Raw genomic sequence first — 18617 nt, 5'->3', positions numbered from 1 at the left:
TCAACTATCTTACTGCACTCAACCGCCGTCCTCCTCGAGTTGTTCCCACCCGACGTGTGGCGCATCCACGACTTGACCCTGACGTAGCGTCAGGGTCGATGCTGAAGCCATGAGGATCAGTGACTTGGCCCAGGCCGCAGGAACCACCGTTCGCGCCGTCCGGCACTATCACCGGCTCGGGCTCATGCCCGAACCCTCACGGACACCCAACGGATACCGGGACTACGAACTCGCCGACCTGGTGCGCCTACTGCGCATCCGCTGGCTCGCCCAGTCGGGTGTCCCGCTCGGTTCGGTGGCGACCGTCCTCGGTGGCCACTTCACCGATGGCGACGACCGCGATGCCGAATCCGATCTCACCGCAGACCTCGAATCGCTCCTCGAGGCGGCGGATGCCCAGATCCGGACCCTGCAGGTCAAGCGCGATGCACTCGCCGCGATTCTCGAGCGTCACCGCGCCGGCGATCGGCTCTCGCCCTTGCCCGCGCCGATCGTCGACGCGTTCGACGAGCTCATCGACGGTGAGGATGACCCGCACACCCGGACTCTGTTCGTACGCGAACGCGACAGCTGGGAGATGCTCGCCCTCACCGGGCAGGCATCACCGGAGTATCTCGACGCCCTGCGAACCCTGCTCGACGACCCCGAACAACGGCACGCCATGGTCGCCGTCTACCGACGCTTCGGTGCGCTCGCCGGGCAGGATCCCACCGCGGCGGCCGGCGAGATCACCGCCGTCATCGACGGCATGACCGCGCTGCTCGACGACATACCGATCATGGGGGAGGTGCTCGGCTCGTGGGCGTCCGAGGCGGCAACGGCCCTCGAGTCGAACACCGATGTGCTCGCCGAGTTCCTTCCGGACCCGGCACAGCAGGCCGTCGCAATCGGGTTCGTCCGGCGCGTTGCCGCGCACTCGGGACCGCAGCAGGACGGATCGCAGGCATGACCGAGCGCACCGTCCGGCTCGCCCACCGAACCGCCCTCGTCTTCACCGTGGTGGTGGCATGTACGAACGCCGCCCTCGCTGCACTGGGCGTCCTCACACCGGCGGCCGCGCTGAAGGTCTGGCTCGCATTCGAGCTATCTCTCGGGATCCTGGTGCTGATCGTCGGCGCACTCCGCGTCCGAGTCCTGCGCCGATCCGGAACACCGTGGGCGGGGGTGCTCGACGAACTCGTCGGTCGCGTGCCCGCGACCGTGATCCGCGCAGAGTTGAGAAGCTACCGCGCACTGTGGTTCCTGATACGACGGCGTCGCATCGGCGTCGGACCTGACGTGACGACGATCGGCTACACCCGAGGCACGATGAGCGTGCCGATCGCGTGGCTCGTGGCCTCGGTCATCGAGATCGCGGTGGTCCACATACTCGTGCCCTGGGAATGGCTGCGCTGGACGTTGCTGATCGTGTCGGTGTACTCGCTTCTTCCTCTCGTGGGGTGGCTCGCGGATCGTGTCGTCAACCCGCATCTTCTGACGCGGGACGGCCTGGTCCTGCGCTCCGGACATCAGGTCGTGGCCCATATCGACGTCGACAACCTGCAGCGATGCATCCCGCGCCATCGCTTCCAGCCGACGGAGACGAGCGTGGACGGTGAGGTGCTGTTCCTACCCGGACCCGACGGCACCAATCTCGATCTCGTCCTCGCGGAACCCGTCGAGGCCCTCTTGCCGGCCTTCTTCGAACATCGCCGCCGTCCAGCGCTCGTGAGCCGGTTCGCGATCCATGTCGACGATCCCGCAGCGGCGCGCCGAGTGCTCGACGCCGCGCTCCTCGCCTGACGAGACGAGGGTGAAATCGCGGTGCTGGCAAGTGACTTCGCGACGACCACGCGTTTGTCGCCGATACGCCGGCCGGCTCGCGATCGACAGCCCGGCCGCGGAGCGGTTACGGGACACGACGGGGGTGTTCCTGCGAACCGGCGGAAGTTATGTGCAGACCTCCGAGGAACTCGTCCTCCACCGCAACACCGTGAAGTACCGGCTGCACATCGGCACGACGTTGCGCGCAGACGAGCCCGTGTGGATCGACTGGACTCACAACGTTCTCGCGTTCGCGCTGCTGCGTGGTGCGGAGGCTTTCGGCCTCGACCTGACCCCCGCCGAACAGGACAAGTTCGTCGTCGAACAGCACATCGCCGCAGAGCTCGTCGGCGCAGACCCGGCCCGTCTTCCCGCCACCCGCGCCGACCTCGAGGCGTACGTCGACGAGCAGCGCCACTGGTTGTCGCTGTCGCTCGCCGCCGCCGAGGTGACGCACGCGCTCCGGAAGCCGAACCTGTGGGGCAATCCGGTGAAGGTGTTCACCTTCGTCGTCGTGCAGGACGACATGTTGTCGCTGCTGCCGGAGTGGGCGCGCCTGATGTGCGGCATCGAGGGCCGCCCGATGAACCTGGGCGCCGCCGCGCGCACCACCAAGCGACTCATCGGCATCGCCCGCAAGAACGAGTCGTACGACAGGATGGTCGCCGAGATCACCACGCGCATCGACGAGACCCCGTACCGCAAGGTGCGTGCGCGCAAGGCCTGACCCTGTTTCAGAAGGAGGGATTCGGCCGGACGAACCGTTCGTCGATATCGGCGGCCGAACGGGCACCGGTCAATGCCATGGTGAGGTCGAACTCGGCGATCACGTTGCGGACCACCTCCTCGACGCCCTGCCGACCCGCGATCGCCAGTCCGTACATGTAGGGCCGGCCGAGGAGTACGGCGTCCGCGCCGAGCGCGAGCGCGACGAAGACATCGGCACCGCTTCGGATCCCGCTGTCCAGCAACACGGTCGGCTCCCGGCCGATCGCGGCACGGATGTCGAGCAGAGCATCGAGTGAGGCGATCGATCCGTCGACCTGACGTCCACCGTGGTTCGACACGACGAGGGCGTCGACGTCGAGGTCGACGGCGCGACGCGCGTCGTCCGGATGCAGAATTCCCTTGAGTACGATGGGAAGTCGCGTCCGATCCCGCAACGTCGCCAGATGCTCCCAGCTCAGTCCCGGATTGGAGTAGATGTCGAGGAAGGTCTCCGCGGCGGCGCGCGGCACGGGGGAGCGGAGATTGTCGAGGAATCGACCCGGATGGTTGCGGGTCATCGACAGCAGTGTGCGGATCGCGCCGAACGTGACATCGGGTCGCTCCGTCAGCGTGTCGCGGGCGGCGTCGAGCCGCTGCCGGACGATGTCGAGGAAGCGGGGATCCGAGGTGTACTGGGCGATGCCCTCGCCGCGTGCGAACGGCAACGACCCGAGATTCAGGTCCTGCGGACGCCATCCCAGCATCGTCGTGTCGAGGGTGACGACGACGGCCTCGGCGCCCGCCGCTTCGGCCCGCCGCAGCAGGCTGTCGACGAGATCCTCGTCGGAACTCCAGTACAGCTGGAACCAGCGGGACGCAGAGCCCATTGCGGCAGCGCAGTCCTCCATGGAATTGCACCCTTGATTGGAGAAGATGTACGGCACGCCGGTCGCGGCGGCCGCCCGCGCTATCGCCAGGTCGCTGTCCGCGGCCATCAATGCTCCCGCGCCGATCGGTGCCAGCAACAACGGTGAGGACAGCGACGTGCCTGCCACGGTCGTACTCAGGTCGCGTTCGGTGACTCCGTGGGCCATGCGCGGGACGATCGCCCATCGGTCGAACGCACGCCGATTGTTGCGCATCGTGCGTCCCTCGCCGGCGCCGCCCGCGACATACGCCCAGGCCCGCTTCGAACTCGCGCGTCGCGCGGCGTGTTCGAGGTCGCCGAAGGACGTCGGGACGGCCGGACGCCGGCCCAGCGCGCCGTTGCGGTACACGACCCCCTGACGTTCGCGGCCGGGGCCGGCGGGTGCAGATGCGGCGGTTTCGGTCACGAGTGAGTTCCCCTCTCGAACGGTGGCGCTTGTCGATCCTTCCTCACGAACCCGGCCGAGTGAACCGATTACCGGTGCCGAATTCGGAATCGGTGCGGTGGATTCGGCGGCGGGCGTACCGTCGGATCCATGACCGAGGACGGCCAGGTTACACCGTGGGACGACATCTACCGGGGCGTCGCCGAAGGGTTTTCGGGCCCCGTACCCTGGAACATCGGCGAACCCCAACCCGAGATCGCCCGATTGATCGACGAGGGCGGATTCCGCAGCGACGTGCTGGACGCAGGCTGTGGGCATGCCGAGACCTCCCTCCGTCTGGCGGCACAGGGATACACCGTGGTCGGTCTCGACCTGTCGCCCACAGCCATCGAGGCCGCTCGGGCCGCGGCGGCGGAGCGGGGCCTGACGACCGCGACCTTCCAGGTGGCCGACATCAGCTCGTTCACGGGTTTCGACGGCCGGTTCGCGACGATCGTCGACAGCACCCTGTTCCATTCGCTGCCCGTGGACCGGCGCCGTGCCTACCTGAGCGCCGTCACCCGTGCCGCTGCTCCGAACGCGTCCTTCTTCGTCCTTGCCTTTTCGAAGGACGCCTTCCCCGAAGAGGGCCAGGGACCCAATCCCGTGACGGACGACGAGCTACGCGACGTGGTTGCCGAGTTCTGGACCGTCGACGACGTGCGGCCGGCCTTCATCCACGCATTTCTCGGCGACGAAGAGGCTGCCGCGTGGCAACGCGACGACAAGGGCCGTTCGATGCTCCCGGCCTGGCTGCTGTCGGCCCACCGCGATTGAGGGTGCACGCGGAAATTCGATTGCATTGCCGGGGTGCGCAGTTCACCACCGGATCTGTCGGAGCGGACCACCCGCGCCTCGTCATGATCCAGGAGTCACCGTGCACCCCGATGTCCCACCCGGAACCGATCCGCTGGTCGAGTACGGCTGGTCCGAGCAGATCGCGGAACGGTTCGCGGACAACGACGTCCAGGGATCCCCCGGCCGGGTCGTGAGGGTCGGCACCGGCGACTGGGTGATCGTGCGCGAACCGGCCACCGAAGGCGATATGACCGGCAGGGTCTGTGCGGTGCTGCCGCGTACCGGCGCGATCCGTCGTGCTGACGCGTCGGGTCGTTCGGAGGAGCAGGTTCTCGCCACCAACGCCGACACCGTCGTGGTCACGGTCGCATCCGACACCCTCGATGTCGGTCGCATGGAACGTCTGCTGGCGCTGGCCTGGGACAGCGGCGCGCAACCGGTGGTCGCCCTGACGAAGGTCGACCTCGCGACCGAAGCGGTATTCGAGCAGGTCGCCGTGGTCGCACCCGGAGCGAGCGTGGTCGAGGTCTGCGCACCGGACCGATCCGGATTGAGCGAACTGCGCACGCTGCTCCACGGCACCGTCGTGTTCGTCGGAGCGTCCGGCGCCGGGAAGTCGACACTGGTCAACGCGCTGTGCGGTCGCGACATCCAGGCGACGGCACCGGTTCGGCAGGCGGACGGCAAGGGACGGCACACCACGACCGAGCGGGAGATGTTCCCTCTGGGTGGGGGCGTGACCCTCATCGACACTCCGGGGTTACGGGGCGTCGGGATGTGGGACGCCGGTGCCGGCATCGCTTCCGCCTTTCCCGAGATCGACGAGCTTGTGCGGTACTGCCGCTTCGCGGACTGTGCGCATGAGACCGAACCGGGATGCGCGGTTCGTGCCGCCGTCGACCGCGGCGACCTCGATGCCCGGCGAGTGGAGAGTCATCGCAAACTGCGGCGTGAGAACGAATGGATCGCGGCGCGGTCCGATGCCCGATTGCGGCACGAGCGGACCCGGGAGATCAAGGTGATGAGCCGCGCGATCCGGGCGTACTACCGCGACCGCTGAGGGTTTTCGGCGCGGCATACAGGGCGGTCGGTACTCCTCCGCGTAGTTCGCGCGGTGAACCGGGGCTCGCTACTGCAACACGCCGCGTCGACCCCGTTTCGACGCGCTGATCATGGAAGACCCGACCGAATGGTCGGGGCCTTCGACCTGCGCGAACATGCCGGTCGGTACTTCCTGCTCGCGTCCGTCGCATTGTGAACGCGGACGGTCTCGGCGGGCGTGCAGCTGCGCGTTATCGAGGTGTGTCGTCGGACACGAAATGATTACGACCCAGCTCGGGGGTGTACTTCTCCTGGGTCGAACCGAACCGGTCTGTTCTCGAGGGGGCGACCCATCGCGGCCTCGATTCGATCATCTGTGGGACAAACCTTCGGCGCGTGCCGTCGTGTCCTCGAAGGTATTGCTGCACAACTAATTCGATGAGATCGCAGCGATCCTCGGTGGACGAGGGACGGGATCGGCCGGGTGCTGTGGCGACGGGTTCTCGCTGGGCCGGCCGAATGCGGGCGCCGCAATGATCGACTTTCGAGTATGGCGCGCATCACTTTCTCGGGTTCAGATGGCGTCGGCCACGATCGCTTGAAAACCTCTCGACCTGCGACGTTACCTGGTTGTGACCTGATGGTCGCGTGTTGGCCCTCCGTGCGGTGGTAACGATCCCGCCGGTGATGCCCGCGGCCCCGTTCGAAGGCCGAACCAGCTTCGGCGAATCTTGGAGCACGACCCTTGTCCGTTTCATCATTGCGCCGTTTCCGTGCCGCGGTCGCCGCGGCGGCCGTCCTCACCGCCGCGCTCGGCGTCGGTACCTCCGCCGCCCATGCCGACACCGCACCCACCGCCCCCACCCAGACCCGTTTCCAGGAGCCCCGCGACCTGCTCCGGGCGCTCGACTTCGACGCCCTGGCCGCCGACGGCTGGACCGTGACGGACGACGAGGAGGCCGACTCCGCAGAGGCGACCGAGGTGGTCGAACTCGTCGCCGAGACGACTCCCGCGCCGCCCGCCGTCACACCCGAGGAACTGACCCGCATCGTGCCGGGCATCCCGGCGGAGAAGGTCGAGCAGTTCATCGCGCCGCTGAACGAGGCGATGGCGCGCAGCGGCATCGACAATCCGGTCCGTCAAGCGGCGTTCATCGCCCAGCTGGCCGTCGAATCGGACTCCTTCCGCACCTTCGAGGAGTACGCGTCCGGTCGCGCCTACGAGGGTCGTGCCGATCTCGGCAACACCCATCCCGGCGACGGTGAGCGCTACAAGGGTCGCGGCGCGATCCAGATCACGGGTCGCCACAACTACGAGAAGGTCAGCGAGCACATCGGCGTCGACTTCGTCGCGCACCCCGAGCTGCTCGCTGCGCCGGAGAATGCCTTCACCACCGCTGCCTGGTACTGGACGTCGCGCAACCTCAACGAGGTCGCGGACACCGCGGGGATCGTCCGGGTGTCCGAGCTCGTCAACGGCGGTCACCACGCTCTCGGTCGCCGCATCGACGACTTCAAGCGTGGCCTGGACGTGCTGCTCCAGCCGTAAGCGCGACACGTTCGCACCGGGCCGATGAGTTCGGGGCCCGCCGACGGTCTATCGGAGCATGAGAAAACTGATCTACGACTTCGGCGTGTCCCTCGACGGTTACATCAACGACCGCGACGGCAACATCGACTGGACCGACCCCGACGACGAACTGCACCAGTTCCACAACGACCGGTTCCGTCAGCTCGAGCTCTCGCTGCACGGCCGGCGGATGTACGAGCTGATGGCCGAGTACTGGCCGCACCTGCCCGACGACGCCTCGCCCATCGAACGCGACTTCGCCGAGTTGTGGACGACCACGCCCAAGGTCGTCTTCTCCCGCAACCTCACCGAGGTCCACTGGAACAGTCGCCTCGTCAGCGACGACGCGGTGGAGGAGGTGCGCAGACTCAAGGCCGAGGGAGACGGCGTCATGGAGGTCGGTGGGGCGAACCTCGCCGCGTCGCTGATCCCACACGGTCTCATCGACGAGTACCAGGTGTTCGTCTCACCCGTCCTGCTCGGTGGTGGCACACCGATGTTCCCGCCCCTGGAGAAGCGCGTGGATCTGCGCCTGGTCGAGACACGTCACTTCGCCACCGCAGTGATGTTGCGCTACCTTGCCGACTGAATTCCTGTGACACACCGGTTCTCATCTACCAGGCGCGTGACGGGGTCGCGTCCGCCATGTCACCCGCCTTCACTGCGCGCCGGTGCCCGGGCCGTAGAGCCGCGCCACGTCGGGTGAATCGAGCCACCCCGAATAGGTCGGCGACTGCGGCCAGCCCTCGGGCGAATCCTGCCATTCCTCCTGACGACCCCACGGAAGAAGGTCGATCAGGGCGAAGGTGTAGCTGAGCTGTTCGGTTCCGCGGCCGGTGGTGTGCCAGGTGCGGTAGACCTTGTCGCCGTCGCGAAGGAACACGTTGACCGCGAACCCTCCACCGGGAGGTGCGTCGACGTCGGCACCGAACGAACTCTCCGACGACGAGTACCACTCCATCGTGTTGCCCACCTTCGCCTTGTAGGCGAGGGCTTCGTCGATCGGCCCGTTGGTGACGATGACCATGCGGGCGTCGTAGTTGTCGAGGATGCCGAGTCGGGTCCACTGCGTCGTGAGACTCGTGCATCCACCGCACTGCCATTCGGCACCGTCGGACCACATGTGGTGATAGGTGATGAGCTGCGAGCGGCCCTGGAACACATCGACGAGCCGGATCGGACCGTCGGCGCCGATCAGCGTGTAGTCGGGTAGTTCGATCATCGGCAGCCGGCGGCGCTGCGCTGCGATGGCGTCGAGTTCGCGAGTGGCGGCCTTCTCCCGTCGCCGTAGGTCGTCGAGCGCCGACCGCCATGTCTGCTCGTCGACGATCGGAGGAAGGGCGCGGGTGGTCTGCTGGGTCATGACGTCTCCCGGAGTCGGACGGATCCGTTCACGAATGTTGACCGGGGCAGGAGCCGGAAATCATCGTGGGCGCGGCCACGAGTCCGAACGCCGGAGTGGAGCACGCCCCCCGTACCGGCCGGTATGTAGTGTCGTCGCGTGTCTCCTGATCCGTCTGTGGCCGACCTGATCGCCGGCGCGTGCAAGGTGCTGCGCGCCTACAAGCACGACGAGGTCGCCGACCGCGCCGAACGCAAACTCGCCGACACCGGCCGGCCGGCGTCGATCGTGGTGGTGGGGGAGATCAAGCGCGGCAAGAGTCTGCTGGTCAGCGCTCTCATCGGCCGCGACGGCGCCGCTCTCGACGACGTCGAGCGCTCGACCGCCGTCGCAACCCGTTTCGTCACCGCCACCGACGATTTCCCGGAGGGCACCGCCGAATTGGTGTTCCCCGACGGGCGCCGGCGCATCGACCACGCCGAGCTGGGGGAGTGGATCACCACCGGCGGCCGCTACGTCCAGGACCCGACCGTCGAGGCGCTGCCGGTCGCGGCGGTCGTGCCGATCGCCTCGGACAAGCTCACGAACGCGTCGGTCGTCGACACTCCCGGCATCGGCGGCCTCGACCCCCGGCACGCCGCGATGGCCGCTCACTCCGCCGATCGGGCCGCCGTGCTCGTGCTGGTGTGCGACGCGTCGACCCCTCTGACCGAACCGGAGATGCGGTTCCTGCGCGAGAGCGCCACCGGGGTGGAGAACGTGCTGGTGGTGGTCACCAAGACCGACAAGAACCTCACCCGCGGGGAACAGATCGTCGCGGAGAACCGCCGCGCCGTCGCGGAACACGTCGGCCGCGACATCCCCGTCGTCGCCGTCTCGAGCGTGCGTGCCCTGGCCGCGACCGCCCTACCACGCTCCCCGGTGCGCGAGCGCAGCCTCGCCTGCTCCGGGCTCCCCGGACTGTGGGGGATGCTCGACGAGCGGGTCGCCGCCGCACGGCACCGTCCCGAAGCCGACGCGCTGCGCGTCGCCCTCGACGGGTTGCGCCGCATCGAAACCGGAATCAGCGACGAACTCTCCGTCGTCCGCGACGGCGAATCCGCGATCCCGGACCTGACCGCCGAGATGGAACGGCTCGAGGGCCTCAAGGACGAGGCGCAGCAATGGGAACAGCACCTGCAGCGCGACCTCACTCTCGCGCGGCAACGGGCGATCACCCGTCTCGACGAGGAGCTCGCCCGCGTGCGCGAGGACTGGACGACGCGCATCAACAAGTCGTCGATGCAGGTGCTGCGGCGCTCCCCGCAGGTGTTCACCGCCCAGATCCAGGCCGACCTGCTCGACGCGATGGCCACCACCGCGCAGGTGTTCCTCGACGACCTCGAGAAGATCGTCACCGACCTGTTCGACGACCCGCAGCAGTGGGAGCACATCCGCGAGATCACCCTCGAGGCGCTGCAGACCGATCCATTGGTGACCGGGGAGGTGGGCTCGAAACGCCAAGGGCTGCTGGATCCGAGCGTGCTGACGATGGGCATGATCGGCACCACCATGCTCGGCGCGGTGATCGGGGCCGGTGCCATCGCCGGCGTCGCCTGGGTGGCGATCAATCTCGGGTTCAAGGCGATGCGCACCGGCAAGACGAACCTGCTGACCTGGCTGCGCGAGACCCTCGCGACCGTGCGGACCGTCACCACCCGCATGCTCGAGGCCGCGATGGCCACCACCCGCCCGGAGATCGTGCTGCGTCGCCGCAAACACCTCCAGGACCGGATCACCGAGTTGCAGAAGCGTATCGACGAGGCCAAGCGCGCCGCGCAGGCGGACGCCGCGACCCGCACCGCGAACATCGAACGACTGGAGAAGAACCTGCGCATCACCCGCGCCCGCATCACCCCGATCGATACGGCTCTGAGGGGAGGTGCCACATGAGCGCCCCGCACATCCCACCGCAGACCGGGGCACCCGATCCGGTGCACCAGCGCATCGACGCGGCCCTGCACCAACTTGCCGCGCTCGGCGGTGATCTCGTCGCACACGCCAACCGTATCGGCGCGATCCTGTGGTCACCGCCGCGCATCGTCGTCGTCGGGCGGCTCAAGGCCGGCAAATCCACCCTGGTGAACGCGCTGATCGGCGCGCCGGTCGCCGAGACCGCGGCGCTCGAGGCCACCAATGTCGTCACCGTCTACGAGAACGGTGCGCCCTCCCGCGCCGACGTGGTGTCCACCGATGGCACCCGCCGACCCGTGCCGCTGGCACTCGGCACCACCGTCGACCTCGGCGTCCCGCCGGAGCAGGTCGCGTACGTGCACCGCTACCTGCCCTCCCATGCGCTGAGCACGATCACCCTCGTCGACACCCCCGGCCTGGCGACGCTGACCGTCACCAATGCCGCCGCCACCGAGCGCGCATTGATCGACGGGTTCGAGCAGACCCGCTCGGCGTCCGTCGACGCCGACGCGGCGGTGTTCCTGTTCGACTCGATGCCGCGCACCGACGAGGTCGAATTCCTGCAGCGCCTCGGCTTCATTCCGCTGAACACACTCGGAGTGCTCTCGCGCGCAGACGGTTTCGGCCGCGGGGTGCTCGGCAACCGCGATCCGCTCGGACACGCCGCCGAACATGCGAACGTGCTTGCGCGGCGGTTGGCGGGACAGGTCGGCACGGTGGTGCCGGTCGCCGGGTTGCTCGCGCAGACCTCCCACACCGGTGCGTTCACCGACGCCGACGCCCACGCGCTCGTGGCGCTCGCCCCACTGGCCCCGCTGGAGTTGTTCGATCTGCTCGACGCGGATCCCGCCGCGCTGCCGGTGCCGCGCGATCAGGTGTGGCGACTGCTGGAGCTGATCGGGGAGTACGGGCTCGTGCACGCCCGCGCGCAGGCAACGGGTGGGGCGCACCAGGTCAACCAGTGGTTGTCCGGGGTGTCCGGCGTCCATCCGCTGCGAGCGGTGCTCGAACAGTCGTTGCGTCGCTTCGCGGTGCTGCACCGCGCCGGCCGGATCCTCGCCGAACTCGACGCCCTCGTCTATTCGCATCCGGCGCGCGACGCCATCCGGCAGATCGTCTCGGCGCTGCGCACTGACCCGGCGCTGGTGCCGGTGGAGTTGTTGCGGGCGTTGCGATCTCTGCTGCAGGCCGACCCGAGCGCCCCGGCGGTCGACGAACTGGTCCAGGTGCTGCGCGGCGGCACGATCGCCGAGGCGTTGGGGCTGGAGCCGACGGCGTCACCCGAGCAGATCCGAGCGATGGCGCAACAGAAGCTTGTCGCGGTGCAGGCGCAGAGCGTGTCGACGCGGTCGGCGGCGGAGGACACGGCGCTGACAGCGCTTACGCACGCCTATACGGTGATCGTCCGCGGACACTGACCCGGTCGGCGGGTTACGCGCCGAGATCGGGCTCGTCGACGTTGTCGGTGAAGCCGAACGAGGCCGCCTCGTCGTCGGATGAAGCCTCGCCGTTGTCGTCGTCGACAAGGCCGAGGTCGATTCCACCAGCGCTGTCGAGGTCGGCATCGGGGTCGAGGGCAGGATCGAGGTCGACAGAGTCGACGGTGACCGTCTCCGGAACGATCTCGTCGTCGTCCGGGACCAACGAGATATCGACCGCGGCAGTGCCGGGGTCGGTGGCGATGTCGAGCGCGCGCTCCCAGACCTGATCGGGCAGTTCCGGTAGGTCGGCGAGCACATCGATACCGAGCAGCTCCCCCAGTGAGGGCAGCGGATCGGTCTCATCGCTTGTCATGGGCTCTTCCTTCTTCCCCCGTTGTCCGTCGTCGTCAGGTTGGAGTCGTGTGGGCCCCGGAATGTTCCTGCCTCGTCCCAATCTACCGGTCAGGGATCGAGACCGGCGGGATCGAGGCGGGTGGGATCGAGCAGTTCGACGAGTTGTGCTCGCCCCCGGTTGATGCGGGTCTTGACCGTCGCGACCGGCACGTTCTGATGCTCGGCGATCTCGGCGTAACTCATCTGGGCGTATTCGCGGAGCACCACCGCGACCCGGAACTGTTCCGGGAGTTGAGCGAGGGCGTGACGCACCGCGTCGGTGTCGACGACGCGATCGGCCGGTCCCGGCACCGTGGAGGCCCGACCGAGGTCGATCTCGTCGTCGGGGATCTCGCGGCGCTTGCGTACGATCGCCAGCGCGGCGTTGCTCGCGATGCGATAGAGCCAGGAGCCGAACCGGGAGGTGCCCCGGAACTTGTCGAGGTTCTGCCAGGCGGCGATCAGGGCGTCCTGCAGGGCGTCCTCGGCGTCGTGGCGGTTACCGGTGATCTGCACACATACCGCCCACACCTGGGTGCGCGACGGTTCCACCAGTGCGGCGAACGCGGCCCGGTCGCCGGACCGGCACCGCTCGATCAACTCGGTCTCGTTCATGGCACCCCCATCTGTACGCGGAGTAACCTACCCGGCCGCGTCGCGCAGCGGTCCGGTGACCGTCATCGGTGGCGCGCACCGACGGTCACCGGACCGCGAGGGAGGTCAGTTCTCGCCCAGGCCCATCTCCTCGGCGCGGACGAACTTGACGTACTGCGTCGCGACGCGCTGCGGCACGGTGCGCAGGGTGTCGGAATCGGGGTTCTCGTTGCCGATCGAGCGGAAGCCGGACAGTTCGGCCATGTAGCGGCCGTAGGTCATCAGGCACGCGGCGGCTCGGCCCTCGGCGACGTCGCCCGACCAACAGGTGGTGTTCGGGAGGCTTTGCGTCAGCGAGGGATCCTCGACGAGGTCCGGATAGGTCTCCGCCGTGTGTGCAACGAACGCGTCCTTCAGGACCTCGGCCTCGTCCGGGCCGGCGGTGCGATAGACGACGCTGTTGACCTTCGCGACACGGTCGGTGCCGGTCTGTTCGAACACCACCTCGGTGTCGGCCGGAGCGGAGTCGTAGTGCAACCAGCCGTCGGGTCCGTAGACCGCCATGTCGGAGTTACGCGAGTACTCGCTGTCGACGAATCCCACGGCCCGAGCCATCACCTTGTCCAGATCGATGGGCAGCGAGGCGATCTCGTCGGTGGGGGTGGCCGGGAACCGGTCGAGCAGTTCGATCTGCTGCTGCACGCCGCGCGTCGCGGTATCGGTGATCCACTCGATCCCATCGCTGTCGTCGCCGCTGTAGGTGTAGACGACGAACATGCCGCGTGTGGTGAGCGTGCTCAGGGAGGTGGTGGCCAGTTCCGGCCAGGAGTAGGTGGTGGCCAGTGTGTCGGGCAGTGCCGGCAGCGATATCGGGGTTTCCGGACCGGTGGCGAACGGACCGTCCGCGGGTGCGAGCTTGTACTCGTACAGGGCCTGCGCGGCGCCGGCGGCGTCCTCGGGGGTGGGGAATCGCCAGACACTGACACCGAACTCGCGGCTGTCGTCGTCGGTGCTCCGGAAGCTGGTGAAGGCATTGATGATCGAGAATTCTTTCAGGATCTCGTTCTCGCTGTCGGAGAAGATGTTGCCCGTGCCGCCGAGGAACACCCCGTTGGTCGATCCGCCGACGGTGAGGGCCGGGTCGATTGTGTGCGGGTGGATGACGAACTCGGCGAGTCGCTGGCCTTCCACCGCAGGACCGAAGTCCTCGGCCGCCATGCCCAGCGCGACGAAATCGCGCGGCTGGGTGTTGTAGTCGCCGGTATCGAGCGAGTCGAGATCGACACCGGCAGAGGTCTGTTCGGTCGTGGTGGTCTCGTCGACGACGGTGGCGTCGCTGTCGGACGCGCAACCGGCCACGGTGACGACGGTGACGGCCGCCAGGGCCAGGGCGAGACGGCCTGTTCGAGGGATGTGCATGAGAAGAGGACTCCTGAAGAGGAAGGTATGGGAGAAAGGCAGGTCAGGCGTTCCAACCGAGTTCGGCGAGCAGTGCTTCGCCGCGCTCCGTCGTCGTCGAGAACTGCGCGACGAGGCCGGTGGACTTGTCGATGACGGTGAAGTACGAGTTGCCGCCCGGCGGGTGGTCGTAGTCGGCGATGCGCGTGCCGTCCGCCGAGACGATCCTGGTGTTGTCGTTCTTGGCGTCGCGGAGCCGGATGAAGTTCGAGCGTGCGTACTGATCGTCCCGGTACGCCGACACGGATTCGTAGTCGGTGGGCTCCATGCCCAGCGCCTTCCCGAGGTTGGAATTGGGGCTGATCTGGCACCGGACCTGCATGGCACCTTCCGAGGAGAAGCCGGACTTCTCGCACGAACTCGACCCGGTGAGCAACTTGGTCGGCAGCAGTTCCACCACCTCGTCGGTGCTTTCGCTGCGATAGACCGAATCCGACGTCGCCGGGGGCGGTGCGCCGGTGTCCGACCTGTCCTCGGCCACAGCGGGGGCGGCCGCGGCGCCGGCCGACGCTCCGTCGTCCGCGTCCCCACGGGTCAGGCCGAAGACCGCCCCGGCGGCGACGAGCACCGCCAGCACGGCGCCTCCGGCGATGAGCAGGGGCCGAGACGGTCGTGACCGCTCCACGTCGCGCGCCGGTGCCGGGTTCGGTTGTGCCGCCGGGGTACCCGGGCGCGGAACACCGGCTCGCGGTGCTGCGGGGCTGGGAGCATCCGGTCGCAGCACCTCGGTGTCGAGGTCCGCGGCGGGTTCGGTGGTGCGTCCGCCGGCGACGAACCCGGCCGCGCCCTTGGCCACGACGGTCTTCGGGTCGTCGAGGGTGGCGATGGGTCCGAGTTCGGACAGCCGCCGATGCACGTACGGGATCCGTGAGGAGCCGCCGGTCAGATACAGCGCCTGCAGACTCGACCGGTCCACCCCGGCATCGCGCAGCACCTGGGCGGCGAGCTGCACGCCACGGGTGATCTGCGGTTCGATGAGCTGCTCGAACTCGTCGCGGGTGATGGTGAAGGTCAGATCCGCGCCGTTGCCGGTGACCCGGATCGTCGCCGAGGGATGTTCGGAGAGCAGTTCCTTGGCGCGGCGGATCTGATCGTCGAGGGTGCGTCGGGCATCGAGCCCGTCCGGGGTGCGCAACCACGCCGCGAGATCCGGATCGTCGTCGCGCAGGCGTTCGTCGACCCAGCGGGCGACGGTGGCGTCGAGGTTCTTGCCGCCGAGGGTGTTGTCGCCGCCGGCCCGGACGACCTCGAAGGTCCATTCGCTCGTCGCGGTGAGTACGGCGATGTCGAGGGTGCCGCCGCCGAAGTCGAACACCGCGATCGTCGAGCCCTTGACGATCTTCGCATCGTGCTGACGTGAATAGTAGAACGCGGCGGCGCGGGGTTCGGAGATCAGCGAGACGCTGCCGCCGAGACCGGCCAGGGACGCGGCGTGCCGCAGCACGTCGAGTTCGCGCTGGGACCAGGCCTCGGGGTGGGTGAGCACGACCTCCGCCGGAGGGTGGTTGTTGTGCCGGGGGAGCGCCTGGTTGTAGACGGTGCGCAGGACCGAGGCGATGGTGTGGGCGACGGGGACGTCCTGGCCGCGGACCATCACCGACCCGACGGCCACGTGGGTCTTGGGGTAGGCGACGAAGCCGGCCGGATCCACGGTGGCCTGGTTGATGGCCACGTCGCCGGTGGTGATCGCCCCGGTGTGGTCGACGTACACCGAGGACGGCATGAGGTTGGAGGTGTGGGTCAGCGGCAGTGATTCGACCCGGTCCGGGCCGATCCGGTGTGCCGCCGACGTGTTGGACGTGCCGAAATCGACCGCCAGAACCCAGCTCATCTCGATCGTGCCTCTCGAATGCGAACCCACAAAACCTGCATGGACGGTGCGATGACCGTCGCGGACTCTATAGCGGCGAACGGTCGTCGCCCGGTGGCGGGTGTCACGACGCCCCCGGAGTGGGGCACTGCGCCGGCGGAACCTGCACCCGCACCTCGACATAGCGCAGGATCTGCCCCTCGTGACACCAGCCGGGCCGGATCATCGCGACGACCAGGTTCTCCTCCGCCGGTGCCGCTGCCGGCGTCACCGCCACTGCACGGTGACGGCTCGGATCGAACCGTGTCCCGGGCGCGACGGCCAGACGTTCGACTCCCAGATCGGCGAGTCGTGCGGTCGCGGCGGCGCGCTCGGGCCCGTCCGCCGCGACGTCCGCCGCCGCGATCAGTTCGTCGATCCGCTCACGCATCTGCGGTGACATCACCTGCTTGCCCTTCGTCTCGGACCGGTCGGAGTGGGCCTCAGACCAGATCGGAACCGGCGTCGGTCGACTCGGAACCGTTGTCGAAGGCCGAGACGTCGACGTAGTCGTCGGCGATGCCGTCGCCGTCGTAGTCCACCGCTCCGGAGTGCAGGTCCACCACCACATCGACCTCGCCGTCACCGTCCTCGTCGAAGACGGCCAGATCGAGCCGGCCGTCACCGTCGAGATCACCGGCGGCGGCGTCGATGTAGCCGTCGCCGTCGCGGTCGAACTCGATCAGGTCGGCGTTGCCATCGCCGTCGGAGTCGCTGATCTGCGCGTCGGTCCGGCCGTCGCCGTCGTAGTCCACCAGCGACAGATCGACCTGACCGTCGCCGTCCATGTCGACGTCGGCAACGCGGGTGCCGTCACCGAGGGTGTACTCGTCGAGCACGACCGGCTCGGTGGAGGCGGATCCGGAGGTCACGGTCGAGGTGGACTCGGCGTTCTCCGCGGCGGCGCGATCGGAAGCCGAGGAGGCCGATCCGGCGGAGCTCGACGCACCCGAATTGCTCGCCGAGCCGTAGGACGAGTCCGAGCTCGAGGAGCCGGAGCTGTCGTACCGCTCGTAACGCTCGTAGGACTCGTAGCTCGTCGATCCCGACTGGTCGGCCGAGGACGAACCGTAGGAGGAGTTGCCGTCGTAGGAGGACTGCGAGCCGTACGACGAGTCCGCGCGGTCGCTTGCGGTGGACTGCGATGCGGCACGGTCGGCGTTCGAGGAGCTGCTGCCGGGGAAGGAGTTGGTAGCCATGGTCGGTGCCTCTTTCGGTGTCTCGGTGACTGACACAGGTAAGAGGGACCGGGAGGCGGAAAGGTTCCCACCGAATCGAAAAATTTCCGAGATTCCTGATCGGCGGTGGAAACGCCAGGTCACGGCGCTGCAGACGATCAACGGACGTGGCGGTCGTGGAACGCCGAACGGTGCGGCCGCATCAGCGACCGCACCGCTCGAAGGGTTCCGAGAGGACCGTTACGCGCTCTGACGGACCGGCGTGCGGCGGCCCATCGTGGCGAGGGCGGCGCCGATCACCGCGGTGGTGGCGAGACCGGCCAGTGCCGCGAGGAATTCGGTGCCGCTGAGCGTGCCGTAGTCGGCGAGGCCGGGAAGGCCGGCGAAGGCGGCGTCACCGACCGGCAGCGAATAGGCACCGACGATGTGCTCGAGACCGTCCGGGCTGCCGGACGCAACCAGAGCCAGCGCACAGGCGCTGACCACGCCCAGGCCGCCGATCGCGGCGAGACCCCGTCGAACGACAACAGGAGTGACGGAGGACCGTGCGTCCCACGCGGCGACGCCGGGCGCGAACGCCATCACGGCGCTCAGCACGGCAGCCGTGATGAGGGCTTCACCGAGACCGATGGCCAGGTGGACCGCGATCAGATCGCCGATCAATGCTGCTGCGGCGCCGGTTCCGGTGGTCGCCGAGTACGCGACTCCGAGAACCGCGGCGCTCACCGGCACGGACAGACCGGCGCTGACAATCGCGGTGGTCCGCGTGAGCTTCCCGAGGCCGAGTCGCTCGGCGCCCGTGCGGACACCGGCGGTGACGAGGACGGGCAGCACCGCCATCAGCAGCACGTTCACCCCGAGGGCGTTGATCCCGCCGTCCCCGAACAGCAATGCCTGCACACCGACGACCGCGGTCATCGCGAGAAGCGCGAGCCGGGGCCCGAGGAGCGCGGTCGCGAGAGCGCCGCCGATGAGATGGCCGCTGATGCCGCCGGCAATGGGGTAGTTGACCATCTGAGCGCCGAAGATCATCCCTGCGGTCGTTCCGGCGAGAAGGGTGTCCCGGATCGTGATGCGCGGCCGCCCGGCGGTGGCGGCGAGGACGACCGCACCGGTGGCGATCGCCGCGGCGGGCGCGGTGGCGCTCATGGGGAGGA

Annotated in this window: 18 protein-coding genes; 9 read left to right on the top strand and 9 right to left on the bottom strand. The window is 68.3% G+C overall.

The window, feature by feature from the left end:
• Positions 1-109: 109 nt before the first annotated feature.
• From M3330_RS00460 to M3330_RS00450, 3 genes are all read left to right on the top strand, one after another.
• A complete protein-coding gene (locus M3330_RS00460) occupies positions 110-949 on the top strand; it encodes a MerR family DNA-binding transcriptional regulator (protein WP_071934966.1) in 840 nt (279 codons plus the stop codon).
• Complete coding sequence (locus M3330_RS00455; RefSeq protein WP_071934967.1) at positions 946-1782, top strand: hypothetical protein; 837 nt, start codon at positions 946-948, stop codon at positions 1780-1782. Before M3330_RS00460 ends, M3330_RS00455 begins: the two co-directional genes overlap by 4 nt.
• Before the next feature lie 151 nt (positions 1783-1933).
• Positions 1934-2530, top strand: a complete 597-nt coding sequence (locus tag M3330_RS00450) for an oxygenase MpaB family protein (RefSeq protein WP_369683111.1) — start codon at positions 1934-1936, stop codon at positions 2528-2530.
• 7 nt (positions 2531-2537) lie between these two features.
• Here M3330_RS00450 and M3330_RS00445 read toward each other — a convergent pair whose 3' ends face one another.
• On the bottom strand, positions 2538-3845 hold the full coding sequence (locus M3330_RS00445; protein ID WP_255026642.1) for an alpha-hydroxy-acid oxidizing protein: 1308 nt from the start codon (positions 3843-3845) through the stop codon (positions 2538-2540).
• Positions 3846-3974: 129 nt separating this feature from the next.
• On the opposite strand from M3330_RS00445, the gene M3330_RS00440 reads away from it, so the two are divergent.
• The 4 genes from M3330_RS00440 to M3330_RS00425 all read left to right on the top strand — a co-directional run bounded on the left by M3330_RS00440 (position 3975) and on the right by M3330_RS00425 (position 7861).
• The gene (locus tag M3330_RS00440; protein WP_255026640.1) at positions 3975-4640 is read left to right on the top strand and encodes a class I SAM-dependent methyltransferase; all 666 of its coding nucleotides are present in this window, start codon (positions 3975-3977) and stop codon (positions 4638-4640) included.
• Between the two features lie 100 nt (positions 4641-4740).
• On the top strand, positions 4741-5721 hold the full coding sequence (gene rsgA / locus M3330_RS00435) for a ribosome small subunit-dependent GTPase A (RefSeq protein WP_255026638.1): 981 nt from the start codon (positions 4741-4743) through the stop codon (positions 5719-5721).
• A 726-nt stretch (positions 5722-6447) separates the two neighbouring features.
• Positions 6448-7251 (top strand): glycoside hydrolase family 19 protein, encoded by an 804-nt coding sequence (locus M3330_RS00430; protein WP_255026636.1) that lies wholly within the window; start codon positions 6448-6450, stop codon positions 7249-7251.
• A gap of 58 nt (positions 7252-7309) precedes the next feature.
• Positions 7310-7861: a dihydrofolate reductase family protein gene (locus tag M3330_RS00425; protein WP_255026634.1), complete on the top strand. Its 552-nt coding sequence runs from the start codon at positions 7310-7312 to the stop codon at positions 7859-7861.
• 69 nt (positions 7862-7930) lie between these two features.
• Here M3330_RS00425 and M3330_RS00420 read toward each other — a convergent pair whose 3' ends face one another.
• Complete coding sequence (locus M3330_RS00420) at positions 7931-8635, bottom strand: DUF899 family protein (protein ID WP_024100918.1); 705 nt, start codon at positions 8633-8635, stop codon at positions 7931-7933.
• 138 nt (positions 8636-8773) lie between these two features.
• On the opposite strand from M3330_RS00420, the gene M3330_RS00415 reads away from it, so the two are divergent.
• A complete protein-coding gene (locus M3330_RS00415) occupies positions 8774-10546 on the top strand; it encodes a dynamin family protein (protein WP_255026631.1) in 1773 nt (590 codons plus the stop codon).
• Positions 10543-11985, top strand: coding sequence for a GTPase (locus M3330_RS00410; protein WP_255026629.1), 1443 nt, complete (start codon positions 10543-10545; stop codon positions 11983-11985). The genes M3330_RS00415 and M3330_RS00410 overlap by 4 nt, the downstream gene beginning before the upstream one ends.
• 13 nt (positions 11986-11998) lie before the next feature.
• Here the strand turns inward: M3330_RS00410 and M3330_RS00405 are convergent, their stop codons facing one another.
• The 7 genes from M3330_RS00405 to M3330_RS00375 form a co-directional block, all read right to left on the bottom strand.
• Positions 11999-12361: a hypothetical protein gene (locus M3330_RS00405; RefSeq protein ID WP_255026617.1), complete on the bottom strand. Its 363-nt coding sequence runs from the start codon at positions 12359-12361 to the stop codon at positions 11999-12001.
• Positions 12362-12450: 89 nt separating this feature from the next.
• A complete protein-coding gene (locus M3330_RS00400; RefSeq protein WP_024100922.1) occupies positions 12451-12996 on the bottom strand; it encodes an RNA polymerase sigma factor in 546 nt (181 codons plus the stop codon).
• A gap of 105 nt (positions 12997-13101) precedes the next feature.
• Positions 13102-14394, bottom strand: a complete 1293-nt coding sequence (locus tag M3330_RS00395; protein WP_255026616.1) for a hypothetical protein — start codon at positions 14392-14394, stop codon at positions 13102-13104.
• 43 nt (positions 14395-14437) lie between these two features.
• Positions 14438-16264: an Hsp70 family protein gene (locus M3330_RS00390; RefSeq protein WP_041803690.1), complete on the bottom strand. Its 1827-nt coding sequence runs from the start codon at positions 16262-16264 to the stop codon at positions 14438-14440.
• A 103-nt stretch (positions 16265-16367) separates the two neighbouring features.
• A complete protein-coding gene (grpE, locus tag M3330_RS00385; protein ID WP_024100925.1) occupies positions 16368-16685 on the bottom strand; it encodes a nucleotide exchange factor GrpE in 318 nt (105 codons plus the stop codon).
• A gap of 40 nt (positions 16686-16725) precedes the next feature.
• Positions 16726-17481, bottom strand: coding sequence for a VCBS repeat-containing protein (locus M3330_RS00380; RefSeq protein WP_024100926.1), 756 nt, complete (start codon positions 17479-17481; stop codon positions 16726-16728).
• Positions 17482-17700: 219 nt separating this feature from the next.
• Positions 17701-18609 carry an energy-coupling factor ABC transporter permease gene (locus M3330_RS00375; RefSeq protein WP_231911942.1) on the bottom strand — a complete coding sequence of 303 codons (909 nt, stop codon included), beginning with the start codon at positions 18607-18609 and terminating at the stop codon, positions 17701-17703.
• Positions 18610-18617: the final 8 nt, after the last annotated feature.

Source organism: Rhodococcus sp. GA1, assembly GCF_024321955.1.
Lineage (GTDB): Bacteria > Actinomycetota > Actinomycetes > Mycobacteriales > Mycobacteriaceae > Rhodococcus > Rhodococcus pyridinivorans.
This window is presented reverse-complemented; position numbering and strand designations above follow the sequence as displayed.